The sequence below is a fragment of the Pseudomonas sp. CAU 1711 genome (genome assembly GCF_039888625.1).
Classification (GTDB): domain Bacteria; phylum Pseudomonadota; class Gammaproteobacteria; order Pseudomonadales; family Pseudomonadaceae; genus Aquipseudomonas.
Genome location: NZ_JBDQQT010000004.1, coordinates 146,856 through 173,188, shown reverse-complemented (window position 1 = coordinate 173,188; position 26,333 = coordinate 146,856). Strand labels below are relative to the sequence as shown.

The 26,333-nt window shown below is 67.8% G+C and carries 24 protein-coding genes and 2 pseudogenes; 16 read left to right on the top strand and 10 right to left on the bottom strand.

Going from position 1 to position 26,333, the window contains the following annotated elements:
• Positions 1–24: 24 nt before the first annotated feature.
• The 6 genes and pseudogenes from AAFN46_RS05985 (at position 25) to AAFN46_RS05960 (ending at position 7,680) form a co-directional block, all read left to right on the top strand.
• Entirely contained in the window at positions 25–1,098 is a 1,074-nt protein-coding gene (locus AAFN46_RS05985) for an AI-2E family transporter (RefSeq protein ID WP_347807777.1), read from the top strand.
• Positions 1,099–1,282: 184 nt separating this feature from the next.
• A complete protein-coding gene (locus tag AAFN46_RS05980; RefSeq protein WP_347807776.1) occupies positions 1,283–2,875 on the top strand; it encodes a YdgA family protein in 1,593 nt (530 codons plus the stop codon).
• 187 nt (positions 2,876–3,062) lie between these two features.
• Positions 3,063–3,179 (top strand): annotated as a pseudogene (locus AAFN46_RS05975) (hypothetical protein); the annotation flags it as partial.
• Between the two features lie 193 nt (positions 3,180–3,372).
• Positions 3,373–5,751: a sigma-54 dependent transcriptional regulator gene (locus tag AAFN46_RS05970; protein ID WP_347807775.1), complete on the top strand. Its 2,379-nt coding sequence runs from the start codon at positions 3,373–3,375 to the stop codon at positions 5,749–5,751.
• The gene (locus AAFN46_RS05965) at positions 5,741–6,961 is read left to right on the top strand and encodes a DUF917 domain-containing protein (RefSeq protein ID WP_347807774.1); all 1,221 of its coding nucleotides are present in this window, start codon (positions 5,741–5,743) and stop codon (positions 6,959–6,961) included. Before AAFN46_RS05970 ends, AAFN46_RS05965 begins: the two co-directional genes overlap by 11 nt.
• Complete coding sequence (locus tag AAFN46_RS05960) at positions 6,958–7,680, top strand: aspartate/glutamate racemase family protein (RefSeq protein WP_347807773.1); 723 nt, start codon at positions 6,958–6,960, stop codon at positions 7,678–7,680. Before AAFN46_RS05965 ends, AAFN46_RS05960 begins: the two co-directional genes overlap by 4 nt.
• A gap of 110 nt (positions 7,681–7,790) precedes the next feature.
• On the opposite strand, the gene AAFN46_RS05955 is transcribed toward AAFN46_RS05960, so the two are convergent.
• Both AAFN46_RS05955 and AAFN46_RS05950 read right to left on the bottom strand, forming a co-directional pair.
• Entirely contained in the window at positions 7,791–8,276 is a 486-nt protein-coding gene (locus tag AAFN46_RS05955) for an AidA/PixA family protein (RefSeq protein WP_347807772.1), read from the bottom strand.
• Positions 8,277–8,306: 30 nt separating this feature from the next.
• The gene (locus AAFN46_RS05950) at positions 8,307–8,726 is read right to left on the bottom strand and encodes a hypothetical protein (RefSeq protein ID WP_347807771.1); all 420 of its coding nucleotides are present in this window, start codon (positions 8,724–8,726) and stop codon (positions 8,307–8,309) included.
• A 272-nt stretch (positions 8,727–8,998) separates the two neighbouring features.
• Between AAFN46_RS05950 and AAFN46_RS05945 the strand changes: the two are divergent.
• Positions 8,999–9,220 (top strand): annotated as a pseudogene (locus AAFN46_RS05945) (winged helix-turn-helix domain-containing protein); the annotation flags it as partial.
• A gap of 64 nt (positions 9,221–9,284) precedes the next feature.
• On the opposite strand, the gene AAFN46_RS05940 reads toward AAFN46_RS05945, so the two are convergent.
• Complete coding sequence (locus AAFN46_RS05940; protein WP_347807770.1) at positions 9,285–10,286, bottom strand: patatin-like phospholipase family protein; 1,002 nt, start codon at positions 10,284–10,286, stop codon at positions 9,285–9,287.
• A gap of 142 nt (positions 10,287–10,428) precedes the next feature.
• Here AAFN46_RS05940 and AAFN46_RS05935 point away from each other — a divergent pair, with 142 nt between their 5' ends.
• The 6 genes from AAFN46_RS05935 to AAFN46_RS05910 all read left to right on the top strand — a co-directional run bounded on the left by AAFN46_RS05935 (position 10,429) and on the right by AAFN46_RS05910 (position 16,309).
• Positions 10,429–10,707 carry a hypothetical protein gene (locus tag AAFN46_RS05935; RefSeq protein WP_347807769.1) on the top strand — a complete coding sequence of 93 codons (279 nt, stop codon included), beginning with the start codon at positions 10,429–10,431 and terminating at the stop codon, positions 10,705–10,707.
• Between the two features lie 85 nt (positions 10,708–10,792).
• On the top strand, positions 10,793–11,710 hold the full coding sequence (locus tag AAFN46_RS05930) for an AAA family ATPase (RefSeq protein ID WP_347807768.1): 918 nt from the start codon (positions 10,793–10,795) through the stop codon (positions 11,708–11,710).
• Positions 11,707–12,660 (top strand): DUF58 domain-containing protein, encoded by a 954-nt coding sequence (locus AAFN46_RS05925; protein ID WP_347807767.1) that lies wholly within the window; start codon positions 11,707–11,709, stop codon positions 12,658–12,660. Before AAFN46_RS05930 ends, AAFN46_RS05925 begins: the two co-directional genes overlap by 4 nt.
• Positions 12,657–14,639 (top strand): DUF3488 and transglutaminase-like domain-containing protein, encoded by a 1,983-nt coding sequence (locus tag AAFN46_RS05920; RefSeq protein ID WP_347807766.1) that lies wholly within the window; start codon positions 12,657–12,659, stop codon positions 14,637–14,639. Before AAFN46_RS05925 ends, AAFN46_RS05920 begins: the two co-directional genes overlap by 4 nt.
• Entirely contained in the window at positions 14,636–15,418 is a 783-nt protein-coding gene (locus AAFN46_RS05915) for a CHAD domain-containing protein (protein ID WP_347807765.1), read from the top strand. Before AAFN46_RS05920 ends, AAFN46_RS05915 begins: the two co-directional genes overlap by 4 nt.
• Positions 15,419–15,511: 93 nt before the next feature.
• Entirely contained in the window at positions 15,512–16,309 is a 798-nt protein-coding gene (locus tag AAFN46_RS05910) for a thioesterase family protein (protein WP_347807764.1), read from the top strand.
• Here AAFN46_RS05910 and AAFN46_RS05905 read toward each other — a convergent pair.
• Positions 16,306–17,109 (bottom strand): TatD family hydrolase, encoded by an 804-nt coding sequence (locus tag AAFN46_RS05905; protein ID WP_347807763.1) that lies wholly within the window; start codon positions 17,107–17,109, stop codon positions 16,306–16,308. The genes AAFN46_RS05910 and AAFN46_RS05905 overlap by 4 nt on opposite strands.
• Before the next feature lie 229 nt (positions 17,110–17,338).
• On the opposite strand from AAFN46_RS05905, the gene AAFN46_RS05900 reads away from it, so the two are divergent.
• A complete protein-coding gene (locus AAFN46_RS05900) occupies positions 17,339–18,751 on the top strand; it encodes a transglycosylase SLT domain-containing protein (RefSeq protein WP_347807762.1) in 1,413 nt (470 codons plus the stop codon).
• Positions 18,752–18,856: 105 nt separating this feature from the next.
• Entirely contained in the window at positions 18,857–19,291 is a 435-nt protein-coding gene (locus AAFN46_RS05895) for a DoxX family protein (RefSeq protein WP_347807761.1), read from the top strand.
• Between the two features lie 47 nt (positions 19,292–19,338).
• Here the strand turns inward: AAFN46_RS05895 and AAFN46_RS05890 are convergent, their stop codons facing one another.
• The 3 genes from AAFN46_RS05890 to thpR form a co-directional block, all read right to left on the bottom strand.
• Positions 19,339–20,373 (bottom strand): lipase secretion chaperone, encoded by a 1,035-nt coding sequence (locus tag AAFN46_RS05890; protein ID WP_347807760.1) that lies wholly within the window; start codon positions 20,371–20,373, stop codon positions 19,339–19,341.
• A gap of 50 nt (positions 20,374–20,423) precedes the next feature.
• Entirely contained in the window at positions 20,424–21,365 is a 942-nt protein-coding gene (locus AAFN46_RS05885) for a triacylglycerol lipase (protein WP_347807759.1), read from the bottom strand.
• 245 nt (positions 21,366–21,610) lie between these two features.
• Positions 21,611–22,138: an RNA 2',3'-cyclic phosphodiesterase gene (gene thpR, locus AAFN46_RS05880; protein WP_347807758.1), complete on the bottom strand. Its 528-nt coding sequence runs from the start codon at positions 22,136–22,138 to the stop codon at positions 21,611–21,613.
• A gap of 165 nt (positions 22,139–22,303) precedes the next feature.
• Here thpR and AAFN46_RS05875 point away from each other — a divergent pair, with 165 nt between their 5' ends.
• Positions 22,304–22,615 (top strand): class I SAM-dependent methyltransferase, encoded by a 312-nt coding sequence (locus AAFN46_RS05875; protein WP_347807757.1) that lies wholly within the window; start codon positions 22,304–22,306, stop codon positions 22,613–22,615.
• On the opposite strand, the gene greB is transcribed toward AAFN46_RS05875, so the two are convergent.
• From greB to AAFN46_RS05860, 3 genes are read right to left on the bottom strand one after another with little or no spacing between them, the layout of a single operon-like run.
• The gene (gene greB / locus AAFN46_RS05870; RefSeq protein ID WP_347807756.1) at positions 22,602–23,114 is read right to left on the bottom strand and encodes a transcription elongation factor GreB; all 513 of its coding nucleotides are present in this window, start codon (positions 23,112–23,114) and stop codon (positions 22,602–22,604) included. The two genes, AAFN46_RS05875 and greB, sit on opposite strands and share 14 nt — an antisense overlap.
• A gap of 40 nt (positions 23,115–23,154) precedes the next feature.
• A complete protein-coding gene (locus tag AAFN46_RS05865; protein WP_347807755.1) occupies positions 23,155–25,647 on the bottom strand; it encodes an FtsX-like permease family protein in 2,493 nt (830 codons plus the stop codon).
• Positions 25,647–26,327, bottom strand: coding sequence for an ABC transporter ATP-binding protein (locus tag AAFN46_RS05860; RefSeq protein WP_347807754.1), 681 nt, complete (start codon positions 26,325–26,327; stop codon positions 25,647–25,649). The genes AAFN46_RS05865 and AAFN46_RS05860 overlap by 1 nt, the downstream gene beginning before the upstream one ends.
• Positions 26,328–26,333: the final 6 nt, after the last annotated feature.

The window sequence follows — 26,333 nt, the reverse complement described above, 5'->3', positions numbered from 1 at the left end:
CCCGTCGCCACGGATTGCCCGACCATGCTGAACAACGATCGCTTTCTGGTGCTGATACTGCTGCTGGTACTGCTCGGGGCCTGCGCCTGGGTGCTGGCGCCGTTCTTTTCCGCGCTGTTCTGGGCCGCCGTACTGGCCTTCGCCAGCTGGCCACTGATGCGCCTGCTGACGCAGCTTCTCAAGGGCCGGGAAAACACCGCCGCCGGCATCCTCACCGCCGGCTGGATGGTGCTGGTGGCGGTGCCGCTGGTGTGGCTCGGCTTCAACCTGGCCGACCATATCCGCGACGCCACCGAGCTGTTCAAGAATCTTCAGGTCGAGGGCCTGCCGCAGCCGCCGTCCTGGCTGGCCGAGCTGCCGCTGGTGGGGCAGAGCCTGGTCGAGTTGTGGGCGCGCGTCGACAAGGAGGGCGGCGAGTTGCTGGCCACGGTGCGGCCCTACCTCGGCCAGGTGGGCAACTGGCTGCTGGCGCGCAGCGCACAGTTGGGCGGCGGCATGCTGGAGCTGGCGCTGAGCCTGGTGCTGGTGTTCTTCTTCTATCGCGACGGCCCGCGCATGGCGGCCTTCGTGCAGAGTCTGCTGCAGCGCCTGATCGGCGACCGTGCGGGGCATTACCAGGAGCTGGTGGCCGGCACCGTGCAGCGGGTGGTCAATGGCGTGATCGGCACCGCCGCCGCCCAGGGTCTGCTGGCGCTCATAGGCTTCTACATCGCCGGCATACCGGGCGCCTTGGTGTTGGGCATAGTCACTTTCGTGCTCAGCCTGATTCCCATGGGCCCGCCGCTGGTATGGGTGCCGGCCACTGCCTGGCTGGTCAGCCAGGAGCAGTACGGCATGGCCGTGTTCCTGGGGATCTGGGGCATGTTCGTCATCAGCGGTGTGGACAACGTGCTCAAGCCCTATCTGATCAGCCGCGGCGGCAATCTGCCGCTGGTGGTGGTGCTGCTCGGCGTGTTCGGCGGCATCCTGGCTTTCGGCTTCATGGGCCTGTTCCTCGGCCCGACCCTGCTGGCCGTGGCCTTCAGCCTGCTCGGCGACTGGGTGGCCAACACGCCGCAGGTCGCGGCCCTGGAAGAAGAGCGCAAGGACGGGGCCTAGGACCGGCAAAGCCCACTGGTTGGCATCCCGCGCACGGCCGCCTTGGTCGGCGCCGGGTGCGGTGGTAGCCTGCGCAGGCTCCGACAGTCTTGCCGGAGCCCATCGTTCCAGGCCGCGGCAAAGCCCGCAGAGGCTGCGCGGCTCAAGGAAGAAAGGCCAACACGACACAACGGACATACATTCCATGAAGAAATCTGCAGGTATCGCCGCAGGCGCACTGGTTGCCATCGCCGCCCTTGGGGCAGGGGGCGCCTGGTACACTGGCAATCAGTTGCCAGCGGTGCTGGACGAGTCGATCAAACGGGCCAATGCGGACCTGGCCAAGAGCCTCCCGGCGTTGGGGCTGGATGCCTCCATCGAGCTGCTCTCGCTGGAACGTCACTTCTTCAGCAGCGATGCCCGCTACCGCCTGACCTTCAACGGCTCGCTGGATGGCGAGGCGCCGCAGCAGCTGGAGCTGGTGATCGGCGACCGCATCGAGCACGGCCCCTTTCCGCTGTCGCGACTCAAGGGGCTCAAGCTGATGCCGGTGCTGGCCACCAGCAACTACGTTCTGGAGTCCAACCTGGCACTGGAGAAATGGTTCGCCGCGGCCAACGGCAAGTCGCCACTGGCAGGCCAGGCCAGTCTGGGCTATGACCGTTCCGTCGCCGGCAACCTGCGCCTCAGCCCGCTGCAGATGGCCCTGGACGAGGAAAGCGACCTGGACTTCAGCGGCCTGGGCATCGACTTCGACAGCACCGCCGAAGCCAAGGCCATCGAGGCCAGCGGCCTGATGGACAGCCTCAAGATCACCTCCAGGCTAAGCGAGAGCCAGGAGCCCCTGACCATCGAGCTCCAGGGCCTGAGCCTGGACAGCCAGACCGAGAAGGGCGCGAGCGATTTCTACCTAGGGCGCAACCAGGTCAAGCTGCAGGGCGTGCAGATCCTGGTCGGCGACAACGCGCCTATCCTGTTCAAGGACCTTGCCCAGCTCGACGAGACCAGCGAGGCCGATGGCCGGCTGGCCGGCCGCTCCACCTACAGCATCGGTATGGTCAGCTACCAGGGCCACGATATCGGTGCTGTGGAGCTGATCTCCAGCGTGAAGAACCTCGATGCCGGCGCCCTGCAGTCGCTGCTGGCCCTGTACGGCGAGGTTCTCAAGGGCGCTTCCCAGGCGCAGGCGCAGCCGGCCAGCCTGGCGGCCGAGAGCGAGATGCCGGAGCTCTCCGAGGCACAGAAGGCCCAGCTGCTGGTCGATCTGGACAAGTTGCTGGCCGCCAGGCCAAGCGTCGCCCTGGAGAAACTGGCGTTCAAGACCGCCAACGGCGAGAGCAGCCTGAGCCTGGCCCTTGACTTCGCCAAGCCGGAGTCCTTCGAGTTGCCGGCGCCCGAACTGGCCAAGCAGCTGCTCAGCCAGCTGGATGCCAAGCTGGTGGTGTCCAAGGCGATGATCACCGATATGGTCGGCCTGCAGGCCACCTTCGCCGGCGAAACCGACCAGGAGGCCGTCGCCCAGAGCGCCGCGATGATGACCGAAATGACCACCGGCATGGCCCTGGCCAGCGAACTGGCCAGGCTGGAGGGTGACAACATCGTCACCAGCCTGCACTACGCCGACGACAAGGTCGACTTCAACGGCAAGCAGATGAGCGTCGAGGAGTTCGTCGCCATGGCGTTCAGCACCGGCGCCGGCCTGGGCATGAGTGCTGCGGCTCCGGATGAGGAGGAACTGGGAGCGGACGGCCTGGAGCTGGAGGAAGAGGCAGGCCTCGAGGAGACTCCGGTCGAATAACCTCGTGCAGTGACGCCAAAGGCCCGCAGCGATGCGGGCCTTTTGCTTTTGGCCAGAGCCCTGGCGCGCCGGCAGCGCGCATGCGCGGCAAACTGAATGCCCCGTACAGGCGCAGAAAAGCGCTGCAATTCCCAGACATCAGGCCAGCACCAGCGGCGCCACGCTGAAACAGGCCTCCGTCAAGCCCGACTCGACCCTGGACCGCATGATCGCCCTGGTCGAAGGCGCCAAGCGGCAGATGCCCCAAGGGGTGGCGCCGGACACCCTGCTGACCGGCCTGGGCCTGATCTTCCTGCTGGTGGTAACGCCGTATGGCGACCCAGGACGCCGCCAAAATTAAACAGTCAACTTCCGATTTAGGGCACTAGACTCCCGTAGTCGTTTATTTCCATCGCTCAATGCCATCGGTACATGGCTTTGGGTATAGCGAAGGCGCGACATGCTGCGATGGAAGCACGTCAAGGAGGACTGGAATTGCACACGCAAAGGTTGGCCGTATGCGCTCCCACCCGGTGGGCGCCGGGCTCGGGGTGGCCATGGTGACGGACGCCAGGCCGCTCCGGGGCGGCTTCGGGGCGGTTCCGTGGGAAACGGCGCCGCGCGCCATCGGCAACTCCCCCGCCTTCCAGCGTTTGCTGCGCCTGGTGGAGCGTGTCGCGCAGACCGACAAGCCGCTGCTGATCTGGGGGCCGACCGGCGCCGGTAAGGAGGTGGTGGCGCAGCTCGTCCATCACCGTTATTGCGGAGGCCTTGCGCCGTTCATCGACGTCAACTGCGGGGCAATCCCGGAGCAGTTGATGGAGGCCGAACTGTTCGGCCATGCCAAGGGGGCTTATACCGGCGCCGTCGCCAGTCGGCCAGGGCAGCTCGAGTTGGCAAGCCGGGGCACGCTGTTCCTCGATGAAGTCGGCGAATTGCCGATGTCCTTGCAGCCCAAGTTGCTGAGGGTGCTGGAAACGCGCACGTTCCGGCCGCTCGGCTCCGGCGAGGTTCGGCGTTTCGAAGGGCGTGTGGTGGCGGCCACCCATCGCGACCTGCAGGCCCTGGTCAGGGAAGGCCGGTTCCGCGAGGACCTGTACTACCGTCTGGCCGTGTTCGTGCTGGACGTGCCGGGGTTGGAACAGCGTCGGGAAGATATCGCTGCCCTGGTTGCGCATTTCGCCGCGCTGCAGCCCCGTCCGCTGTCGTTCACGCCCGAGGCGTTGGAGCGGCTGCGGCGGCATGCCTGGCCGGGAAATGTGCGCCAGTTGCGCAGTCTGGTGGATCGTCTCGGCATTCTTGCGGAGTCCCCGCTGATCAGCGCCGAGGTGCTGGATGACTTTCTCTCGCCAGCGCTTGCCGGCACAGCTGCCCCTGCCTCGCTGGCCGACGCATTGCTGCAACTACCCGGGGCGAACAAGCTGGCCGCGGCGGAGCAATTGCTGGTCGACCATGCACTGCAGCTATGCAACGGCAACAAGACGCTGGCCGCGCGCCTGCTGGGGGTGGGTCGCAAAGTGGTCGAGCGGCGCGTGTTGGCGCGCGAGGACAAGCGCGGCGCCGTACAGCGGCAGATCGATCAGGCCCGCCGGCTGGTGGCGCAGGCCGATTTCCGCGGGGCGATTCCGCTATTGGAAAGCGCGCGGGACCTGCTCCGCAGCCTGCCCGCCCAGGACAACCAGCTGCGTCAGCAGTTCGAGCTACTGCGACTGTTGGGGGTGAGTTACCGCAGCCTGCACGGCTGGCTCAGCGCGGAGGCGCAGGAGTGCTACGAGTCCGCGTTGGAGATCGGCAGGAACTTGGCCGGCGACGCGGACCTGATCCCCATCCTGCTCGGCATCTGGACTACGCAACTGATGGCCCTCGACCTGGGCAAGGCGCGTGCCACCGCACAGCAGATGCTGCAACGGGCACAGGCTACCGGCAACGCCGACGTTCACGGCGAAGCGCATTTCGCGATGGCGAATACGCTGTTCTGGCTGGGCGACAGCACCGAGACATTGGCCTGCCTGGCCCGCAGTGGATTGGCGGCGTCCCCGGCAGGACAGCGCAACGCCGGTTTGCATGGCTTCGACCTGTCCGGCCTGGCCGTGACCTTCGAAGGGCTCGCCGCGTTCCAGCTCGGGGAGTTCCAACGTTCGCGCACCGCCTGGCAGGCGCTGATACAACTCGGCGAGCCACAGAACCCGCATGCCTTCGACCGTGCCATCGCTCTGCAGGGTGCGACCTGGTTGGCCTGCCTGTTCGAGGACATGCCGCGGCTGGGCAGCCTGGCCACGGAGCTGGAAGCGTTGTCGCGCGCGCATGGCTTCGCCTTCTACCAGGGCGTCGGCGAGTTGTTCCGCGGATACCACCTGGCCTCGCTGGGCGAGTACGAGGCGGCGGAGCAGGCGATGGTGGAAGGCTACGAGCACTTCATGCTGCGCAACGGCGGCAAGTTGTTTCATTCCTTTCAAGCCTGGAAGCGCGCCGAATTGCTGCTGGTCGCCGGCCGCCCCTCCGAGAGCGACGCCTTGGCGGCGCAGGCGCTGGATACCGTGCTGGAACACCAGGATCGCGCATACATGAGCGAGTTGCTGGACGTGCGAGCACGCGCTCGGCTGAGCATGGGCGACACCGAAGGGGGCGAGCAGGGGCTGCGTAGCGCCTATTCGACCGCGGTGGCGCTTGGCTCGGTGCCGGCACGGGTTCGTACCGCGGCCAACCTGGCGATCTTGCTGTGCCGGACCAACCGACGCGGGCAAGCGCTCGACCTGTTGATCCGCGCAATGCGCGGCGTGGCGGCGGACTCTGCTTGTCCGCCGGTGGTGGCACGGGCCTCTCGGCTGCTCGAGGACCTGGGCGAGGGCAATCTGCATGCAACCCATCCGGAAGGAGGATTACGTCATGGCATATGAATTGGGACCGAACGACCTGGAGCTCCTGCTACTGGGCGGCTGTTTCTTCGGCAGCGGCGGCGGCGGGACAGTGGTCTCGGCGCGGCATCTGGCCACGCATTTCCACATAGGCGATTACTACCCCACTGACCGGGTTCGCGTCGTCGACGTGGACGAGGCCAAAGACGGCGACACGGTGATGGTGGCGTACATGGGCGCACCGGAAGCCATCGATAAGGTGCTCTACCCGGAGGGGCCAGTGCTGGCCGTCCGCCAGGTGCAGGCCCGCCTGGAGGCCGAGGGCCGCCATCTGGCCTACGTGGTGCCGCCGGAGAGCGGTGCCCTGGGTTTCGTGGTGGCCTGCCTGGTCGCGGCCAAGCTGGGCCTGGCGGTCGTCGATGCCGACGGAGCCGGCCGCGCGGTGCCATCGCTGCCCATGCTGACCTTCGCCTCCCACGAGGTGAACCCGAGGCCGGCCTTTCTCGTCAGCCAGAAAGACCTGTGCGTGGAACTGGATGTCACGCCCCGTAGCGGCAGCAATGGCGGCGCCACCCATCAACAGGACGTGTCGGCCATCATCGAGCACATGATGCGGCCCATCATCACCGAGCCCGAATTCGGTCAATTCGGCGGGCTCGCCATGTGGGTCATGGATTCGGCGCGGCTCGCCGAGGCCCTGCCGATCCGCGGTACCCTGAGCCGTGCCCTGGCGCTCGGGCAAGCCTTGCAGGCCGGGCAGGTCGAGACGCCACAAGCGATGATCGACTTCCTATTCTCGCACTTCGACCTGTACGCCCGGCCGCTATTCGGCCCCGGCATGCTGGTGTCGGCCGAGGTGCAGACCACCGGCGGTTTCGACGTGGGCAAGATGCACATCGAGGCGGACGGTGCACGCTGCACCGTCCTCTTCCAGAACGAGTCGTTACTCGCCTGGAGCAGCGCGGCGGCTCGGCCGATCGGGATGGCTCCCGACAGCCTGGCCTATTTCGTGGGAGGGCCAGGGCAAAAGGTGTTCTCCAACGGTGATCTGGTGATGGAGGATGGCTCCCTCAATCCGGCGGTACGCGGTCGGCCGGTGACGGTCCTGGGAATCGAAGCCAGCCCGGCCCTGCGGCAACCCGGCGGGCTGATACTGGGCAGTTTCATGAACCTGCTCGAGCAGCTCGGCTATCTGGGGCCCTATGTGCCCGTCGAAGCCGCGCATCCAGCCGTTACCGGAGAACCCGTATGAGCCCCCTGCGTATCTGCATACTTGCACCGGTCGCTACCGATGGCTTCAATCAGCGCCTGCTCGAGTCGGTGCAGCCGGTGATACCGCCCGACGTCGCGGTAGAGGTTCGCAATCTGCCGCAAGGTACCGACCATATTCAGGACCGTATCGACTGGCTGAACAATGGCACTCCAGTGGTGGCGATGGCCCGGCGACTGGAGCAGGAGGGCTTTGACGGCATCTGGCTGAGCGATTTCGATATGTGCGGCGTGGAGGCGGCGCGCGAAGCGATCGACATTCCCATCATCGGCGGGTTTCCCACCTCGGCCTTCACCGCGCTGGCATTGAGCCAACGTTTTTCCATCATCACCGTGCTGCAGAGCACGCTGGGCATGCAGCGCGGGCACCCGCAAGCCTACGGTCTGCAGGATTCGTTCGCCTCCATCCATTCCATCGATTGCCCGGTGGACCAGTTGTCCAATACCGAGCTGGTGGTGGGCAAGGTGTTCGAGGCCGGCGTGCGCGCGGTCCGCGAGGATGGCGCTCAATCCCTGCTGCTGGGCTGTACCGGTTTCATCGACGTAGCCCGACAGGTGGAGGCGCTGCTGCAGGAGGCGCTGTCGCTCTATGTGCCGGTGATCGACCCGAATCAGGCGGGTTTCGGTTTCCTGGTCTCGCTGGTGCGTATGAAGCTACGGCCCAGCCGGCTGACTTATAGCAAGGAACCGTCGGTTGGATAGGGGATGCCTGTGCGCGCATGGCGGCGTGAACGACGGAACCTGCTACCCGTGCATCCTCCCCAGAAATAAGGCTCGACGACGTCGAGCCTTATTTTCATGGCGTGCCGCGATCAATTCAGGCGAATGAACGGGTCCCAGGTCACGTAGTAGCTGGCCGGGCGGATGCCACCGGTGGTCACCTTGATCTGGATCTGGTAGGTGGTCACCTGTGCATTGGCATTGATCGCCTGGCCGACCCAGTAGCTGCCGTCGGGGCTGTCCTGGATCGGATAGCCAGTGCTGCCGAACACCGAGCCCGACGACACCTGGAAGCCGGTGATCGACACCGTGTCGTTCGAATTGGGATTGATCGGCACGACCTCGAAGCCGACCAGGTCACCCAGGTTGACCCGGGAATTCAGTTCCAGCGTGCCTTCGCCGGAACTACCGTTGGTCAAGCGATTGTCGAACATGTACACGCCGGTATTGATGCTGCCACCCCCCATCGACACCACGTAGGCCGTGTCCACAGCGATGGTGACCGCGCTTTGCGGATCGAAATTGGCGGTGGGGTTGACGGTGCGGACGACCGCACCCGGTTGGCTCGATTGCGTCATAGTCCTTGGCTCCTTTGTCGCTATGGTTTGTTAACCGGCGGATACGGCTACGCTCGGGCTCAGGTTCACGGTTACGCCCGAACCACCCTGAACCTGGACGTTGATGGCGAGCGGGTAGCTGAAGTTGCCCGAGTTCTGGACGGTGCCGGTAAAGGCAGCCGCGTTGTCCGGCGCCCGTTGCGGCTGGCCGCTGAAGCCCCAGGCGCCGGAGTTACCGATCGACTGGATGGAGACGTTGGAGGTGGATTTGGGGTTGATCAGCATGACTTGCCAACAGACGTTGGTGCCTTGCGAGCACGCGGTTGCCAGGTTGGGCGTCCCCTCGGCTTCGCTCCCGGACGCGACCCGGTTGTCGACGAGATAGACGCCCGCCCGGCTATTCGTGGAAACGGCATTGTCATCCACCCAAATTTGTATCTGGACGGGGCAGTTCGTGGTAGGAATTCCCATGCTCAGCTCCTTGCTTGAGTTTCACGGTGGGGCATCGCAGCCCCGGCTAAGGCACGGTATGCGGTACGTGGCGCACCGTGCCGAAGGGGCTACGGCAAAGGCTGTGCCATGTATCTAAGTAGTTGATATATATTGACTTAATACCGAATTGGTCGGTGCTGCCTTGGTCGAAATGGACGATTTCGTCCAGTCCGGCCGTAGAGGATCGGATGGAAGCGGCCATTGGATCGGAACGGCATCCACCGCTTGCCGCCGCGCCTGGCTTCGCCTGCCGGAAGGTGGCCCTGACGCGCTAGGAGTACGCGGTGCTGGCCATGCTCGGCCGCTACTTGGGTCGGGTGGTGCCCAGCAGCCACTGCGCGATATCTGGGGGCCGACGCACGCCGAGGGCGGCCATTATCTGCGGCTGGTGGTCGGCCATCAGCGGCAGAAGCTCGGCGACGACCCGACCGCGCCGCGGAGGCGGCCTCGGCTATCGTCTGCTGGAGCTGTAGAGGCTTCGCTCCCCCCCGCCCGTTTACGGGAGAGGGGCCGGGGAAGAGGGGCAGTAGTGTCGCGTTAGCCGTGCTCGCGTTCGTATTTGTCCAGGGTGTCGGCGGTGATCTGCCGCCCCAGCTGGATCAGCTCGGGTGCCTTGTGGAACTCGAAGAAGCGACAGACCCGCTTGGGCACGTTGATCAGGATGTCCGGCGGGTAGCCGGCGATCTTGTACTGGGCCAGCGAGCTCTGCATGGTCTCGAAGCTCAGGTTGACCAGTTCCAGCAGCGAGGCCGGCCCGACATTGCCGAGCTCGCGGGAGCCGCTGGCCGACTTGGGGGCGCTGTCGTCGGGTTCGCGCGGGGGCTTGGGCTCGACCCAGGGATTGTCCAGTTCCGCGATCAGCTTTTCGTCTTCCTCCTCGTCCACCTCGCGGCGCAGGAAGGGCAGGCGGGCGCTGAGCGAGCCCATCAGCTGGTCGATCTTGCCCTTGAAGGCGGCCGGCCGCTCGATCACCGGCAGGCTGTACTGCTTCTGGTTCTGCGCGTTGAGGTTGACCGCGACGATCAGGTCGCAGTGGCTGGATACCACCGGGACTATCGGCAGCGGATTGAGCAGGCCGCCGTCGACCAGCATGCGGGTGCCCTGGGTGACCGGCGTGAACAGGCTGGGAATGGCCGCCGAGGCGCGCATGGCCTTGTGCAGGCAGCCTTCCTGGAACCAGATCTCCTGCTGGTTGGTGAGGTCGGTGGCGACCGCCGTGTAGGGAATGGCCAGATCCTCGATGTCGATCTCGCCGACCATCTCGTGGATCTTGCCGAACACCTTCTCGCCACGGATGGCGCCGAGGCGGAAGCTGACGTCGAGCAGGCGCAGCACATCCAGATAGTCCAGGCTCTCGGTCCATGCGCGGTAGTCCTGCAGCTTGCCGGCGGCGTAGATGCCGCCGACCACCGCGCCCATGGAGCAACCGGCGATGCAGCCGATCTCATAGCCCCGGGCCTCCAGTTCCTCGATCACCCCGATATGGGCATAGCCGCGCGCGCCGCCCGAACCCAGTACCAGAGCCACTCTCTTGTTCATCGCCGAATTCCCCCGCATAGGCTTCGAACATACCCGCGTAGAGCGGCCGCGCCAAGGTCGGCTTTGCTAGAATCCGCAGCGCCCCGGCACTTTGCGGCCGCCGCGACATCCAAGTCGCGAGACCATTATCAGGAGAGAGAAGATGACGAGAATCGCCACCCTGGCCCTGTTGGCCCTGGCCATCTCCGGCTGTGCCGCCAAGACGGCCTACCGCGACAGTTGCGCCAATCAACTGGACGCCGCCTGGCGCGAGCTGGATCTGGCCAAGGCCGAAGGCTTCGCCGGTACCGTGAGTTACTCCAAGGCCCTGACGCTGCTGACCGGGGCCAAGACCTCGCAGCAGTTCGAGGGTTACGAGAGCTGCACCAAGAATGCCAGGAAGGCGCGCTTCTATATCAGTGAGTCGCGCGCCGGGCGCTGACGCGGACTTGTCGCCAACTGTTTCGCGGAGCTTTGCCCGAGCCGCCGCGGCCATTAGCATCGTGGCTACGGAACGGGAGTGAGCGATGCGAAACAGACTGGATGCGGTACTCGATGCGGTCAACCAAGTGCTGCTGGGCAAGGAGCCCCAGGTACGCCTGGCCCTGACCTGCCTGTTGGCGCGCGGACACCTGTTGATCGAGGACCTGCCCGGGATGGGCAAGACTACTCTCAGCCAGGCCCTGGCGCGGGTGCTGGGGCTGTCCTACCAGCGCATCCAGTTCACCTCCGACCTGCTGCCCGGCGACATCCTCGGCACCTCGGTGTTCGACAAGGACAACGGGCAGTTCGTCTTCCACCCCGGGCCGATCTTCGCCGAGCTGGTGCTGGCCGACGAGATCAACCGCGCCACGCCGAAGAGCCAGAGCGCGCTGCTGGAGGCCATGGAGGAGGGCCAGGTGACCATCGAAGGCGCCACTCGGCCGCTGCCCGAGCCCTTCTTCGTCATCGCCACGCAGAACCCGGTCAGCTCCGGCGGCACCTTCGCCCTGCCCGAATCGCAGCTGGACCGTTTCCTCATGCGCCTGTCGTTGGGCTATCCGGCGCGCGCGGCGGAGAAGGCGCTGCTGCTCGGCGAGGCGCGGCGCGAGGTGCTGCCACGGCTGGAGCCGATTCTCGATCATGCCGAGCTGGCGGCCATCCAGGCGCTGATTCCGCAGATCCGCACCAGCGATGCCCTGGTCGACTATGTGCTGCGTCTGGTCGAGGCGACCCGCAGCGAGCCGCAGTTCGCCTGGGGCCTGTCGCCACGCGCCAGCCTGGCGCTGCTGGCGGCGGCGCGGGCCTGGGCCTACCTGGCCAACCGCGACTATGTGATCCCCGAGGACGTGCAGGCGGTGCTGCCGGCGGTGGTCGGCCACCGCCTGCGCGAGCGCGCCGATCCGGCCGGCCACGGTGGCGGCGCGCTGGTGCAGTGGCTGCTGCGCGAGGTCGCGGCGGTGTGACCGGGCTCAAGGCGCGCTGGCGGCGCTGGATCGCCCGGCGCATTCCGCCGGCGGCGCAGGTGCAGCTGAACCAGCGGCGCATCTTCATCATGCCCGACCGGGTCGGCGCCGCCTTCGGTCTGGCCCTGGTGCTGATGCTGCTGGCCGCGATCAACTACGAGAACAGCCTGGCCTACGGCCTGACCTTCCTGCTGGCCGCGGTGTTCGTCGTGGCCATACTGCACACCTATCGCAACTTCGCCGGGCTGATCCTCAAGGCAGGCAGCAGCCCGGCGGTGTTCGTCGGCGAGCAGGCACGCTTCAGGGTGCGCCTGGAAAGTGACGGCCAGGCCCATCAGGCCATCGCCCTCGGCTGGCCGCCGCAGGCGCTGCAGAGCCAGGACGTGCCGGCTGCCGGTCAGCGCGAATGCGAGCTCGATCTGCCGGCGCTGCGCCGGGGCTGGCTGCGTCCCGAGCGACTGCGGGTGGAGAGTCGCTTCCCCCTGGGTCTGCTGGTGGCCTGGAGCTGGGTCGACCTGGATCAGGCCGTGCTGGTCTACCCGCGTCCGCAGGAGGGCGATCTGCCGCTGGCGGCCGGTGCCGGCGACGAGGCCGAGGACGAAGGCCGGCGCGCGAGCGGGCAGGGCGCGGACGACTACCAGGGCCTGCGCGAATACCAGCCGGGCGACTCCAAGCGACGCCTGCACTGGAAGGCCTTCTCCCGTGGCCAGGGCCTGCTGGTCAAGGACTTCGCCACGCTGGCCGGGCGCGACTTGTGGCTGGACTTCAATACCCTGGGTGGCGACATCGAGGCGCGCCTGTCGCTGCTCTGCCACTGGGTATTGCAACTCGATGCCCGTCAGCAGGCCTATGGCCTGCGCCTGCCGGGGCTGGAGCTGGCGCCGGACTTCGGCGACGGTCACCGTCAGGCCTGCCTGCGCGCCCTGGCGCTGTACGGGGAGCGACCATGAGCACCACGCCGGCGATCCCGCGTATCGCCCTGACCTGGCTGCTGGTGGCCCAGGTGCTGGTGATACTGCCGCACCTGCTGCACCTGCCGCCGTGGATCGTCGGCCTGTGGCTGCTGTGCGCCGGCTGGCGCATCCAGGTATTCCGCATGCGCGCCCGTTTCCCCTCCGGGCTGCTGCGCGCCGGCCTGATGCTGGCCACCGCGGCGGCGGTGTTGCTCTCGCGCGGCAGCCTGATCGGCCTGGACGGCGGCGTGCTGCTGCTGGTGGCCGCCTTCACCCTCAAACTGGTGGAGCTGCGCAGCCGGCGCGATGCGTTGGTGCTGATCTTCCTCGGCTTCTTCGTCGTGGTGACCTCCTACCTGTTCGACGACAGCCTGCTCAGCGCCCTGTACAGCCTGCTGCCGGTCACCGCCCTGCTGGCCGCGCTGATCGGCCTGCAGAACAGCGGCCTGGCCGGGCGCCCGGCCGCCACCCTGAAACTGGCGGCGGCGATGATGGCGCAGGCGGTGCCGCTGATGCTGCTGATGTTCCTGTTCTTCCCGCGCCTGGGGCCGCTGTGGAGCCTGCCCACGCCGCAGAAGGGCATCACCGGCCTGTCCGACAGCATGGCGCCGGCCGATGTGGCGGAGCTCAGCCGCTCGCCGGCATTGGCTTTTCGCGCCACCTTCGACGGGGCTGTGCCGAGCCGTGACCTGCTCTACTGGCGGGCCTTGACGCTGGATCGCTTCGACGGCCGGCGCTGGTCGCAGAGCAAGTCCGGCTCTGCCGAGCAGGCGCCGCGCTGGCAGACAGAAGGCCCCGCCCTGGACTACAGCGTGATCATGCAGGCCAGCGGCAGACCCTGGTTGTTCGTGCTCGACATGGGCCTCAGCGAGCAGCCGGGGGCCAGGCAGATGGACGACTTCCGCCTGGAGTTGCCGCGCCCGGTCATGCAGAACCTGATGTACCGTGCCCGATCCTGGCCGCAGGCCGTGCGCCAGCCTCTGTTGCCGGAAGGCATCCGCCGCCGCGCCCTGCAGTTGCCGGCCGAGGGTGACCCGCGCAGCCGCGAGTGGGCCAGCGAACTGCGCAATCGCCATGTCGATACCGAGCCGCTGGTGGCGGAGCTGCTGCAACACTTCAATCGCGAACCCTATGGCTACACCCTGAAGCCGCCGCCCGTGGGCGAACACAGCATCGACGAGTTCCTGTTCCGCACCCGCAAGGGCTTCTGCGCCCATTACGCCGGGGCCATGACCTTCGTGCTGCGCGCCGCCGGTATTCCTTCTCGCGTGGTGGCCGGCTACCAGGGTGGCGAGCTGAATCGGGCAGGCAACTACCTGACGGTACGTCAGCTGGATGCCCATGCCTGGGTCGAGTACTGGCTCGAAGGGCGCGGCTGGGTCAGCGTCGACCCGACTTTCCAGGTCGCCCCGGAGCGGGTCGAGCTGGGTTCGCAGGAGGCCCTGGAAGCGGACGAGGGCTTCCTCGAGGGTTCGCCGCTATCGCCGCTGCGTTACCGTGGCGTGCCCTGGATCAACGAGCTGCGCCTGGCCTGGGACAACCTCAACTACAACTGGCAGCGCTGGGTGCTGGGCTACCGCGGCGAACAGCAGCTGAGCCTGCTCAAGCGCTGGTTCGGCAGCCTGGACTGGCAGCGCATGGCCCTGGTCATGGTTGGAGGCTGCGGATTGCTGCTTGGCCTGCTTGCCCTCTGGCTATTCAAGCCCTGGCGTCGCGAGCGCGATCCGCAGCGCCTGTTGCTGCGCCGCTTCGAGCGTCTGCTGGCGCGCCAGGGGCTGCAGCGTGCGCCGGGCGAGGGCGTGCGTGCCTTTGCCGCTCGCGCCGTGGCCGCCCTGCCGGTGCAGGCGCGTGCCATCGAGGATTTCGCCCGCGACTTCGAGGCCCAGCGCTATGGTGGAGTGGAGCCGGCGCCTGGACGCCTGCGCGAGCGCCTCGTCGTGCTGCGTAAGGCTCTGCCGTGGCGGGGGAAACGATGAGCGCATTCGATGACAGGTTGCAGCGCCGGGTATTGGGCCTGCAGGTCCGCCTGTATGCCTGCTGCGCGCGCCTGAGTGCGGGCACCGATGGCGAGGCGCTGCACGACCTGCGCATCGCCCTGCGCCGCCTCGCCAGCCTGCTGCGACCGCTGCGCCGCGAACCGTTGTGCGCGGCGCTGGAGCAGGCGGTGACGGTGCTCAACCGGGCCAGCGGGCCGCTGCGTGACATCGAGGTGCTGGCCCATGAGCTGGAGGCGCAGGGGCTGTCCGGCCCCGCGGCGCTGCGCCGCGACTGTCTGGCCGAGGCTTATGTCGAACTGCTGGCGGGAGTGCCGCTGCGGGGCCTGATGGTCCGCTTGGACGAATGGCCGGAGGATTGTCGGCAGGCCCGTCGCCATGGCCAGTGGCGGGCACGGGGCAAGCGGGTGGCGCGCCATCTCGACAGGCTGGCGCGCAAGCTGGCCATGGCATTGCGTGATCCGGCCCATGACCGTCATCGTCTGCGCCTGCTGATCAAGCGCCTGCGTTACTGCGCGGAGGCCTGGCCGGCCTACTACCAGCTCGAGCCTGCGCGGCTGAGGAGCCTGCGGCGAGCCCAGGCGGCCCTGGGCCACTGGCATGATCACTGGCAATGGCTGCAGCGCCTCGAAATCGAGACCGATCTGGGGCCTTGTGCCGGCATCTGGCGGCAACGGCTGTTGGACGCCGAGCGGGAAGCGGATCTGGCGCTGCTGGAGCTCTGCGAGTTTTTTCCGCAAGTACCGGCGCAGAGCCGATAGCGCGAGATTCACGGGGCACCTTTGGCGTTCCTGCCACTCCCGGGAAGGCGTGCTTTTCTCTAAGCTGCAGTCTGTGCAGACAGGAGATTGTGCATGACCTTTGCCGAGCTGATTCACGCGGTACACACCCATCCCCAACATGTCGTGGTTCCCGCTCTCTGGGGCCAGGGCAGGGCGGCCTTCGGCGGTCTGGTGGCGGCCATGCTGTACGAGGCCATGCGGCTCAAGGTGGCGCCGGGCAAGCCGGTGCGCTCGCTGGCGGTCACTTTCGTTGCTCCCCTGCAGATGGGCGAGGCGACGGCCTTCGAGGTCGAGGTGCTGCGCGAGGGTAAGTCGGTCAGCCAGGTGCTCGGGCGCGCCGTGCAGAACGGCGCGGTGGTGGCCATGGCTCAGGGCAGCTTCGGCGCCGCACGCGAGTCCGCGGTGCGCGTCGTGGCCGAGCCGGCGCCGGCGATGAAAGCGGTGGAGGAGTGCCAGGAGCTCGGCTACATCCCCGGCGTGACGCCCGAGTTCACCCGCTTCCTGGCCATGCGCTGGGGCGAGGGCGGCATGCCCTTCAGCAACAATCAATCACGCAGCATGGGCGGCTGGGTGCGTCTGCGCAGCGACGTCAGCTACGACCGGGTGAGCGAGGCTCACCTGCTGGCCCTGGTCGATGCCTGGCCGCCGGTGGTCCTGGCGCATCTGAGCAAGCCGGCGCCGGGCAGCTCGCTGACCTGGACCATCGAGTTCGTCCACCCCATTCCCAGCCTGACCACCCACGACTGGTGCCTGTACCGCGCCGAGATCGAGCATGCCGCGGATGGCTACGGCCATATCGCCGCGCGCCTGTGGACGGCCGACGGCCAGCTGCTGGCGCTGAGCCGGCAGACCACCACGGTGTTCGATTAAAGCTGCGGCAGGTCGAAGAAGGCCCGTGCCGTGGCCGTGGTATGCGCGGCCACGGCCTCCGCGCTCTCGCCGCGGTGCAGGGCCACCTCGCGCAGCACCTCGGTGAGGAAGGCCGGCTCGTTGTGCCCGCTCTTCGGCTTGGGCCGCAGGCTGCGCGGCAGCAGCCAGGGGGCGTCGCTCTCCAGCATCAGGCGGCCGGCGGGGATGTCGCGCAGCAGCGGGTGCAGATGGGTGCCGCGGCGCTCGTCGCAGACCCAGCCGGTGATGCCGATGTGCAGGTCGAGGTCCAGATAGCCGTACAGCGTATTCCTGTCGCCGGTGAAGCAGTGCACCACGGCGGCCGGCAGGCGGTCGCGGAATTCGCGGAGGATGGCCGTGAGCCGGGCGCCCGCCTCGCGCTCATGCAGGAATACCGGCAGCCGCAGCGCCACGGCCAGGGCCAGCTGTTCCTCCAGGGCCTTCTCCTGTTGCGGCCTGGGCGAGAAGTCGCGATTGAAGTCCAGCCCGCATTCGCCCACCGCGCGTACCGGCGTCTCGCTCAGCAGGGCACGCAGCTGCCGCGCGCTGTCGCCGTTCCACTGGCTGGCATCGTGCGGGTGCACGCCGGCGGTGCTGAACAGTCGACGGCCGCTGTCGTCCAGCTGGCGGCAGAATTCCAGGGCATTCTCGCTCTCTTCCAGGCTGGTGCCGGTCAGCACCAGTTGGCAGACGCCGGCTGCCGTTGCGCGTTCGATAACCGCCTCGCGTTCGCGCGCCAGGCTGGGGTGGGTCAGGTTGACGCCAATGTCGATGAGTTGCATGGTGCTACCTCGCAAACCGAGCGGGGCAGCATACCAGAGCCTTGCTTGCCGTAATAAAGCAAGTAAATACAGGTAGTTATGCATGCTTGTTAATGTTTGTTGCCAGCTCGGGCTGGCCGTTTGAGCGTCGCTGTGCCAACCTCCGCGCCCCTCGCTTCCGTGCCATTCGTCGCCGGAATGCACTCAGTCGGCCGGCTCGCAGCATGAATCGGCCTCGCCCGGAGGCTCGATGACGCGAGCGCTGCTGTTCCTGCTCTGCTGCCTGGCGATACTGCCGGCTCAAGCGCGCCTGAGCGCCTTGAGCGGGCAGGCGCCGGCGACCGGCAGCCAGCGCGATCTGGCGCAGATCCGCAAGAGCGGGGAGCTGCGCGTGCTGATCAACCAGAGCCGCAACAGCTCGGGCGAGGTGCGCGGCCAGGCCATCGGCGTCGAGTATCGGCGCCTGCGCGCCTTCGAGCAGTACCTCAACCGCAATGCCGCTGGCGCTCGCGAGCTGCGCCTGAAGATGATCCCCCGCCCCAAGGACCAGTTGCTGGCCGCCCTGCAGCGTGGCGACGGCGATCTGGTGGCGCCGGGCGAGCTGCTCTCCGCCCATCCCGGACAGAGTATCAGCGCCAGTGCGGCGATCCGTCGGGACGTGCCGCTGGTGGTGGTCGGCAATGTGCGCAATCGTCATTACCGTAGGCTGGAGGACATGGCCGGGCGCAGCCTGGTGCTGCCGCTCGGCAGCGTCGGCGCCGAGGCGCTGCTCCCGCTCAACCGGCGCCTGGGCGAGCGTGGACGCCCGCCCATAGTGGTGGAGTGGGCCGACCCCAGCCTGGCGGTGGAAGATGTGCTGGAGATGGTGCAGGCGGGCATCTATCCCTGGACCGCGGTGGAGCTGCCGATCGCCGAGCGCTGGCTGAAAGTGATGCCGCGCCTGCGCATCGAGCGCCACCTGGTCGTCAGTCAGGAGCGCGACCTGAGCTGGTTCGTGCGCCGCGACTCGCCCATGCTGCGCGCCAGCGTCGACCGCTTTCTCGCCGGCTATCGCGCGCCGGCCGACCAGGACGCCGCCTTCCAGCGGGTCTACCGGCGCTCCTACAAGGTGCGTAATCCGCTGGCCGGCGGGGCCGACCGGCAGCGCCTGGAGCGCGTGCGCAGCGTGCTGCAGAAACATGGCGAGCAGCAGGACCTGGACTGGCTGCAACTGGCCGCGGTGGCCTACAAGGAGTCCACCCTCAACCCGGCGGCGCGCGGCGCCTCGGGCGCCACCGGGCTGATGCAGATCACCCCGGCGGCGGCACGCAGCGTCGGCGTGGGCAATATTCAGGCGCTGGACAACAACGTGCTGGCCGCGGCCCGCTACATGGCGCGAATCCGTCGCGAGTTCTTCCCCAGCCGGCAGATCGCCGAGGCCGAACGCATGGCCTTCGTCCTCGCCGCCTACAACATGGGCCCGCAACGGGTGCAGGGGCTGAGGGCGGAGGCGCGCCGGCGCGGTCTGGACCCCAACCGCTGGTTCTTCCAGGTGGAGCGGGTGGCGATGGAGCGCATGGGGCTCGGCGTGGTGAGCTATGTCAACAGCGTGAACAAGTACTACCTTGCCTATGACCGCGAGCGTTTTCTGCTGGAACCGCAGAAGCCTCGGAAAGGAAATTAATCGATTTTATTGACCTATATAAGCGGCAAATTGCGCTTTTATGGTCTAATAATTCGAATAGTATGTGCCTCAACCACCCCAATACTCCCCACGAGGAACTGGCACATGAACGACCTGATCAAGAACCTGATGACTTCTAACGCCGGCTACGGCATCACCCTGCTGCGTGTGGGCGCCGGTTTGACCTTCGCCGCCCATGGCGCGCAGAAACTCTTCGGCTGGTTCGGCGGCTACGGCCTCGAAGGCGTCGGCCAGTGGATGGAAAGCATCGGAATCACCCCGGGTTACCTGATGGCGGCCCTGGCCGGCAGCGCCGAGTTCTTCGGTGGCCTGGCCCTGGTGGTCGGCCTGCTGGTGCGCCCGGCCGCGCTCTCGCTGCTGGTGGCCATGCTGGTGGCGATGTTCGCAGTGCACTGGCCGAACGGCTTCTTCATCACCAACAATGGCTACGAATATGCCCTGATCCTCGGCCTGATCAGCGCGGTGCTGATGATAGAGGGCGCGGGCAAGCTGTCCCTGGATCGCATCCTCTCGCGCTGACAGCCGCCATAACCGAGCAGAGGCCCGCAATGCGGGCCTCTTGCATTTCAGTCTGCGCTCTCTCGGCTCTGCGCCAGCTGCTCGGCGGCTTCCAGGCGCAGGCGCTCGTTGTCGTCGAAGCGCTCGCTGGCCAGCGCGGCGATGGCCGAGCGTTTGTCCGCGGCGCTGAGCCCGCTGCTGGCTTCGATGGCGGCCTTGTCCCGGCGGTAGTCGCCCAGTCGCTGCTGCCATTGCCGGCGCTTGCCGTCCAGCACCTCCAGGCGCGCCGTGGCTTCGGCGCCGACCAGTTGCAGGCGCAGCTGACGCAGCTGTGCGGACGTGCCGCCCTGGGCGCGCAGGGCGCTGGTCTGCTGGCGCAGTTCCTCCTGCAGCTGCGGTACCAGCAGCTCCTGCAGCTCCTCGGGCAGGCCGGCGCGCAGCTGATCCAGCGCCTCGGCCTTCTGCTGGTCGCTGAGGCTGCTGTCCTGACGCAGCGCCAGGCGCTGCAGGGTGAACTGGTTGTAGGCCTCTTCCGGGGCGAAGAACGCCTGGTGCGCCTCGACGCCGAAGATGCCGGCGCGCAGGGCCCGCACCGCCTGCTCGCGCTGGCGCATGGCGTCCAGGCTGGCCAGCTGCGGCAGCTCCTTCTCCAGCTGGATCAGCTGCCGTTTGTAGTCCAGGTACTGCTGCAACAGGGCCATGGCCTGGCCCTGTGCAGGTTCCGCCAGGTTGCTGCGGATATAGGCCTGCAGCCGACCGATGCTGGCCTGCAGGCTCTCCTCGCCGTAGGCGCTGAGGAAGTAGTCGAAGATGCGCCGGATATCCATGCTGATCAGCAGGTTGCCGGCCGGGTCCAGGCGGAAGCGGCCATCGACCTCGGTACCGGCGAAGGAGGGAGGCAGGGGAGCCATGGTCGTGTCCTGCGCGCTCGCCTGCCGGTCGTCCTGGACCGGCACGGTCAGGCCGGGGAGTGCCGGCGGAGCGGGTAGGGCGGACGGTGCCGGGTTCGGGGGCTGGTCCGGGGCGAGGGGAGACAGGTACAGGGTGACGGCGATGCTGGCCCCGATCAGCAGGGGCACAGCCAGAAGCAGGGGTTTGTTCACGGCATGACTCGCGGAAAAGCGGACGGGGCCCGCAGGCCCCGCCGCGTGGCTCAGAGGCCGGCCAGCTTGAGGCGGTTGGCCTGCTGGCGGTAGACGGTGACCGGGTCGGTCTCGAACAGGTGGGTCAGGCCGAAGATCTGGTTGACCTCGTCGAGGTGGTTCATCCGGTAGTTGTCGCGGATCACCTTGCCCAGGTGCGAGCTGCAGCGACCGACCAGGCCATCGTTGGCTTCGTTGAAGGTCAGCGAGCTGGCACCCATCAGCAGGTCGCTGACATCCAGCAGGTTGGTCAGCGGACTGGTGCCGCTCCAGGAGTAGTAGCTGACGCCGTTGACCTTGTAGGCACCCTCGCCGCAGGCACTGGTGGGGATGCCCTGCGGGTACTTGGCATTGAAGGCCGCGGCCCCCTGGCTGTTGAGCGAGGCCAGGGCGGCCAGAGCGTTCTGCTGGGCGCCGCTGGAGCTACCGGAGAGGAAGTTGATCAGCGCGCCCAGGCCGTTGACTATGCCGGCCAGCAGCGTTTCGCCGACCGAGCCCGGCGGTACCTGGCGAATGAAGTCGGCGGTGGCCGAACCCTTGTGCGGAGCGCCGACGCTGGTCACCGAGGCGACCAGGTCGGGGCGCACGGCGGCGACGTAACGGATGGTCGGGCCGCCGTGGCTGTGGCCGACCAGGTTGACCTTGCCCTTGCCGCTGATGGCGGCGATCTCTTCGACCTGCTCGAGCAGTTCCTCGCCGCGCAGCTCGGAGCTGTTCAGCTGGCTGACCTCGGTGACGTACACGCTGGCACCGTCGGAGCGCAGCGAGGAGGGGATGCCGTACCAGTAGTCGACGCCGAGGATGCTGTCGAAGCCGAGCATGCCGTGGGTCAGGACGATAGGGTACTTGGTCTTGGTGTAGCCGGTGGAGCCGAACCAGCCGGCTTCGGCCTGGCCGGACAGCAGCAGGGCGCTGCCGATGCAGAGGGTGAGCAGGGTCTTCTTGTTATTCATCTTATGCTCTCGAACGGTGATTTAGGCAGAGATCCATCCGTGCACCCAGCCAGCCGCCCCATCCAGGGTCGGTACTGCGGCTTGGGCGAGAGGGGCACGATCTGTGCCAAAAGAGTGCAAATTAGAACAAAGGCTCTAAACGGCCGTTTGCTGCGCAAGCCAGAAAGTACGGGGCCTCTGCTTCGGGTTGGGGATGTTACCTAGGGAAACGTGGGTGTTTCTCAGGCGTGCTACGCGAGCGGGGCTTATCCGCCGGCAGCCTTGTCGCCGAGCGGCCAGCAGCGCAGGGGCAGATAGCGGCCCTGCAGCGACTGATACAGCACCAGTTCGTCGGCTTGCCAGGCGAAGTCCGCAGGCTCGCTCGCGATGGGTGGCCGGCTGCCACGGGCCAGGGTCAGGTGGGGACGGAAGGGGCGCCGATCGCTCGGCAGGCCCGCCGCGACCAGGGCCAGTTCCAGTTCCCGGGCCAGGCGCAGCAGATTGGCGGGCGCTCGGCTGGGGGCCAGGTGCAGCAGGCCGCCGCGCCAGCAGGCGAGGTTGTCCAGGTGCAGCTCGCAGGCCAGTTCCGCCAGCGCCAGGCCGGTTGGAATGCGCTCCAGCATCGTCAGCTGCTCGGCCGGCAGATGGCCGAGAAAAGCCAGGGTCAGGTGCAGGTTGGCGCGTGGCGTGAGGTGGCCGACGAAGTGTTGGCGTGCGCGCCAGCGGTCGATGCGTTCGGCCATCGCCGGCGCGCAGGGCAGGGCGAAGAACAGGCGAAGCTTCTCTGGCTGCATGAGCCCTCCTTGACAGGCTGCGTCGGCATTCCTAGGATCGCACTCCATGGCGCCGATTTAAGAGCAACTTGCGGGGCGCCGCCCGGTCGGGCGAATACCGCTAAAGCGCTGGCCGGTGTCGCCTCCCACCGCAGTCCGGCGGGACTATGAGGCCGAGACTGCATCATGAGCTGCCCACGCACCCACCTGCATTTTTCCCCCCTGCCGCGCTGCGCGGTCAATCGCCATCCCCATGTGCTGCTGGTCGGCAGTCATCAGGCGCGCCTGCTGAAGAGCCTCGAAGGCTGGCCCAAGCACTGGCCGGCTTCGCGCAATTTCCTCGTGCGTTTCGCCGGGCCGCGGCCCGAAGACCTGCGCGCGCTGCCCAACGATGCCTATGACCTGGTGGTGGTCGGCGTGGAAGCCCGGCCGCTGCAGGCCGAGCTGATCGGCCAGTTGGTGCGGGTGGCCCGCCAGGGCCTGATCAGCCTGCGCTGAAGCCCGGGTAGTCGATGGCGGTGATGCACAGCGCCTGCTCGCCGCCGGGCGTCTGCACCCGCACCTCGGCGTCCAGCGCCTTGCCGACCAGGGCGCGCGCCAGCGGCGAGTCGATGCTGATCAGGCCCTGCTTGAGATCCAGTTCGTCGGGGCCGACGATCCGGTAGCGCGACTCCACGCCGGCCTCGTCCTCCAGGGTCACCCAGGCACCGAAGTAGACCTTGTTCGGATCGCTTGGCGGGGCGGCGACCACCTTGAGGTTTTCCAGGCGCTTGGTGAGGAAGCGTACCCGGCTGTCGATCTCGCGCAGCATCTTCTTGCCGTAGATGTACTCGGCGTTTTCCGAGCGGTCGCCCAGGGCGGCGGCTTCGCTGACCGCCTGAGTCACCTGGGGCCGGCGCACATGCCAGAGCTCGTGCAGTTCGGCGCGCAGGCGCGCCTCGCCCTCGGGGGTGATCAGGGGAGTGCCGGCGGTGCGGGGTGGGCGATATCGGCTCATGCTGCTCGTAACCAGGTGGGAGCTGGTCATTCTAACAAGCTCAGACTTCGCGCAGCACCGTCAGGGGCGAGGCGTTCAGGGCTCGGCGTGTGCCCCAGACACCGGCAGTGCCGATCAGCAGGGCGCCGATCAGGGGCAGCAGGAGCAGCCAGGGGTGCGCTTGCCACTGCAGGTCGAGGGCGAAGCGGTACAGCAGGAAGCTCACCAGTTCGCAGCCGAGCGCGGCCAACAGGCCACTGGCCGCCCCAAGCAGAGCGAACTCGGTGCGCCGCGCCGCCTGCAGCAGCTGGCGCCTGGCACCCAGGGCCCTTAGCAGGGCGCCCTGGCGCAGGCGCTCGTCGAGGGTCGCCTGCAGGCCGGCGAACAGCACCGCCAGGCCGGCGGCGAGGACGAACAGCAGGACGTATTCGACCGCCAGGCTGACCTGCGCCATGATGCTGCGCAGCTGCGCGAGCAGGGCCTCCACCTGCAGCAGGGTGACGGCCGGGAAGGCTCGCGCCAGTTCGACCAGTTGCGCCTCGCTGCGTGGCGGCAGGTAGAAGCTGGTCAGGTAGGTGGCAGGCAGGTCGCGCAGGGTGTCCGGCTCGAAGATCATGTAGAAGTTCGGCTGGAAGCTGTCCCATTCGACCTGGCGCAGGCTGCTGACCCGCGCCTGGCGCTCCAGGCCGCCGACGCTGAAGGTCAGCCGATCTCCCAGGCCCAGGCCCAGACTCTCCGCCAGCTTGGCCTCTACCGAGACGCCCGGCAGTTCTTCGTGGGACTGCTCGCCCCACCAGTTGCCTGCCAGCAAGCGGTTGCCTTCCGGCAACTCGCTGGCCCAGGTCAGGCTGAGGTCGCGCTGAATGGCGCGTTCGCCCTGGCTGTCCTTGCTGACGATGCGCTGCACCGGTTCGCCGTCGATATGGGTCAGGCGCCCGGCGACTATCGGGTAGAGCGGCGCCGGATGCGGCGACAGACTGGCCAGGCGCGCAGCGAAGGCCTCGCGTTGCTCCGGCAGCACGTTGAGGGCGAAGTGGTTGGGCGCCTGCTCGGGCAACTGGTTCTGCCAGGTGTCCAGCAGTTCGCCGCGCAGCAGGGCGATCAGCGCCATGGCCAGCAGGATCATGCCGAAGGCCAGCGCCTGGCCGGCGGCGGCCAGCGGATGACGCAGCAACTGGCCGAGGCCGAGGCGCCAGGGCAGGGCGGCGCGAGCCAGCAGGCGACGCAGGCTGCGCAGGCCGAGCAGGAGCAGGCCGCCGAGCAGCAGGGTGGCGAGCAGGCCGCCGCCGAGCAGGCCCAGGGTCAGGCGCAGATCCAGGCTCAGGCGCCACATGATCAGCCCTAGGGCCAGCAGTGCGCTGCCATACACCAGCCAGGAACTCAGCGGCGTCGGCAGCAGGTCGCGGCGCAGCACCCGCAGCGGCGGCACGCGGCCGAGGGCAGCCAGCGGCGGCAGGGCGAAACCGGCCAGCGCCACCAGGCCGGTGGCCATTCCGGCCAGCGCCGGCAGTGGCCCTCCCGGAGGCACGCCTGGCGGCAGCAGGCCCTGCAGCAACTTGAACAGGATCAGCTGGCCGAGCCAGCCGAACAGTGCGCCGAGCAGGCAGGCGAACAGGCCGAGCATGCCCAGTTGCAGGCCGAACAGGCCGAGTGCCTGGCGTCGCGACAGGCCCAGGCAGCGCAGCAGCGCGCTGGCGTCGAAGCGCCGCGCGGCGAAGCGCGCCGCCGAGAGGGCCACGGCCACGCCGGCCAACAGCACGGCGGCCAAGCTGGCCAGGTTCAGGTAGCGCTCGGCGCGGCCGAGGGCGCCGCCGAGTTGGCGGTTGCCGTCGCGGGCGTCTTCCAGGCGCTGATGGGCGGCCAGGCCGCTTTCCAGCGTCTGCCGATAGCGCGCCAGGCTGTCGCCCTCGCCACGCCACAGCTCGCGAAAGCGCACGCGGCTGCCGGGTTGCACCACACCGGTGGCGGCCAGGTCGTCGATATGCATCAGCACCCGTGGTGTCAGGCTGTAGAAGTCGCCGGCGCGGTCCGGCTCGTGGGTCAGCACGCGGGACAGGCGCAGGCTCAGGTTGCCGACCTCGATGCGGTCGCCCGGTTGCAGGTCGAGGGCGGCGAACAGGCGTGCCTCGCCCCAGGCCTCGCCAGGTTGCGGGCCGGCTCCGGGCTGCTCGGCGGCATAGGGTGCGGCGGCGCTCTTCAGTTCGCCGCGTAGCGGATAGTTGCGGCTGGCGGCCTTGACGCTGGCCAGTTGGATGCCTTGTTCGCCGGCGATCACGCTGGAGAACTCGACGACCCGCGCATGCTCCAGGCCGAGCCTGCGCCCGGCCTCGATCTGTTCGGCGCCGGCCGGCGAGCTGCCGGCCAGCACCAGGTCGGCGCCGAGGAACTCGGTGGCGCGCAGCAGCATGGCGGCGTTCAGGCGCGCGCCGAAGTAGCCGATGGCGGTGCTGGCGGCGACCGCCACCAGCAGGGCGAAGAACAGCACGCGCAGCTCACCGGCGCGGCTGTCGCGCAGCAGCTGACGCCAGGCCAGAAGCAGCAGCGGCGGACGCATCAGGGTTCCACGCTGTCGATCAGGCGGCCGGCATCCAGGCGGATCAGGCGGCGGCAGCGATGGGCCAGGCGCTCGTCGTGGGTGACCAGAACCAGGGTGGTGCCGCGCTCGCGATTGAGGGCGAACAGCAGGTCGCTGATGCGCTCGCCGGTGTGGCTGTCGAGGTTACCGGTGGGCTCGTCGGCGAACAGGATCGCCGGCTCGGCGGCGAAGGCGCGGGCGATGGCCACGCGCTGCTGCTCGCCGCCGGAGAGCTGGCGCGGATAGTGGCCGAAACGCTGCGCCAGACCGACGCGCTCGAGCAGGTCGGCGGCACGCCGGCGGGCGTCGCCACGGCCTTCCAGTTCCAGCGGCAGCATGACGTTCTCCAGCGCGTTGAGGTTGTCCAGCAGCTGGAAGGACTGGAACACGAAGCCGACTTGTTCGGCGCGGACCCGGGCCCGGTCGTCTTCGTCGAGTGCGTGCAGGGCGTGGCCGGCCAGTTCGACCTCGCCGGAGCTGGGCAGGTCCAGGCCGGCCAGCAGGCCGAGCAGGGTGGATTTGCCCGAGCCGGAGCTGCCGACTATAGCCAGGCTGTCGCCGCGATCCAGGTCGAAGGAGAGCTCATGCAGGATGCTCAGCTCGCCTTCCGTGCTGGGAACCACTTTGCTAAGGTGCCGCGCAGAAAGAATGGCGCTCATGGAGAG

Coding starts and splice junctions, on each gene's coding strand:
- AAFN46_RS05980 (WP_347807776.1), top strand. CDS start 1,283: ATGAAGAAATCTGCAGGTATCGCCGCAGGCGCACTGGTTGCCATCGCC.
- AAFN46_RS05865 (WP_347807755.1), bottom strand. CDS start 25,647: ATGCGTCCGCCGCTGCTGCTTCTGGCCTGGCGTCAGCTGCTGCGCGAC.
- AAFN46_RS05885 (WP_347807759.1), bottom strand. CDS start 21,365: ATGAATAACAAGAAGACCCTGCTCACCCTCTGCATCGGCAGCGCCCTG.
- AAFN46_RS05960 (WP_347807773.1), top strand. CDS start 6,958: ATGAGCCCCCTGCGTATCTGCATACTTGCACCGGTCGCTACCGATGGC.
- AAFN46_RS05955 (WP_347807772.1), bottom strand. CDS start 8,276: ATGACGCAATCGAGCCAACCGGGTGCGGTCGTCCGCACCGTCAACCCC.
- AAFN46_RS05920 (WP_347807766.1), top strand. CDS start 12,657: ATGAGCACCACGCCGGCGATCCCGCGTATCGCCCTGACCTGGCTGCTG.
- AAFN46_RS05900 (WP_347807762.1), top strand. CDS start 17,339: ATGACGCGAGCGCTGCTGTTCCTGCTCTGCTGCCTGGCGATACTGCCG.
- AAFN46_RS05970 (WP_347807775.1), top strand. CDS start 3,373: ATGCGCTCCCACCCGGTGGGCGCCGGGCTCGGGGTGGCCATGGTGACG.
- AAFN46_RS05910 (WP_347807764.1), top strand. CDS start 15,512: ATGACCTTTGCCGAGCTGATTCACGCGGTACACACCCATCCCCAACAT.
- AAFN46_RS05915 (WP_347807765.1), top strand. CDS start 14,636: ATGAGCGCATTCGATGACAGGTTGCAGCGCCGGGTATTGGGCCTGCAG.
- AAFN46_RS05905 (WP_347807763.1), bottom strand. CDS start 17,109: ATGCAACTCATCGACATTGGCGTCAACCTGACCCACCCCAGCCTGGCG.
- AAFN46_RS05930 (WP_347807768.1), top strand. CDS start 10,793: ATGCGAAACAGACTGGATGCGGTACTCGATGCGGTCAACCAAGTGCTG.
- AAFN46_RS05985 (WP_347807777.1), top strand. CDS start 25: ATGCTGAACAACGATCGCTTTCTGGTGCTGATACTGCTGCTGGTACTG.
- AAFN46_RS05965 (WP_347807774.1), top strand. CDS start 5,741: ATGGCATATGAATTGGGACCGAACGACCTGGAGCTCCTGCTACTGGGC.
- AAFN46_RS05895 (WP_347807761.1), top strand. CDS start 18,857: ATGAACGACCTGATCAAGAACCTGATGACTTCTAACGCCGGCTACGGC.
- AAFN46_RS05860 (WP_347807754.1), bottom strand. CDS start 26,327: ATGAGCGCCATTCTTTCTGCGCGGCACCTTAGCAAAGTGGTTCCCAGC.
- AAFN46_RS05875 (WP_347807757.1), top strand. CDS start 22,304: ATGAGCTGCCCACGCACCCACCTGCATTTTTCCCCCCTGCCGCGCTGC.
- thpR (WP_347807758.1), bottom strand. CDS start 22,138: ATGCAGCCAGAGAAGCTTCGCCTGTTCTTCGCCCTGCCCTGCGCGCCG.
- greB (WP_347807756.1), bottom strand. CDS start 23,114: ATGAGCCGATATCGCCCACCCCGCACCGCCGGCACTCCCCTGATCACC.
- AAFN46_RS05935 (WP_347807769.1), top strand. CDS start 10,429: ATGACGAGAATCGCCACCCTGGCCCTGTTGGCCCTGGCCATCTCCGGC.
- AAFN46_RS05950 (WP_347807771.1), bottom strand. CDS start 8,726: ATGGGAATTCCTACCACGAACTGCCCCGTCCAGATACAAATTTGGGTG.
- AAFN46_RS05940 (WP_347807770.1), bottom strand. CDS start 10,286: ATGAACAAGAGAGTGGCTCTGGTACTGGGTTCGGGCGGCGCGCGCGGC.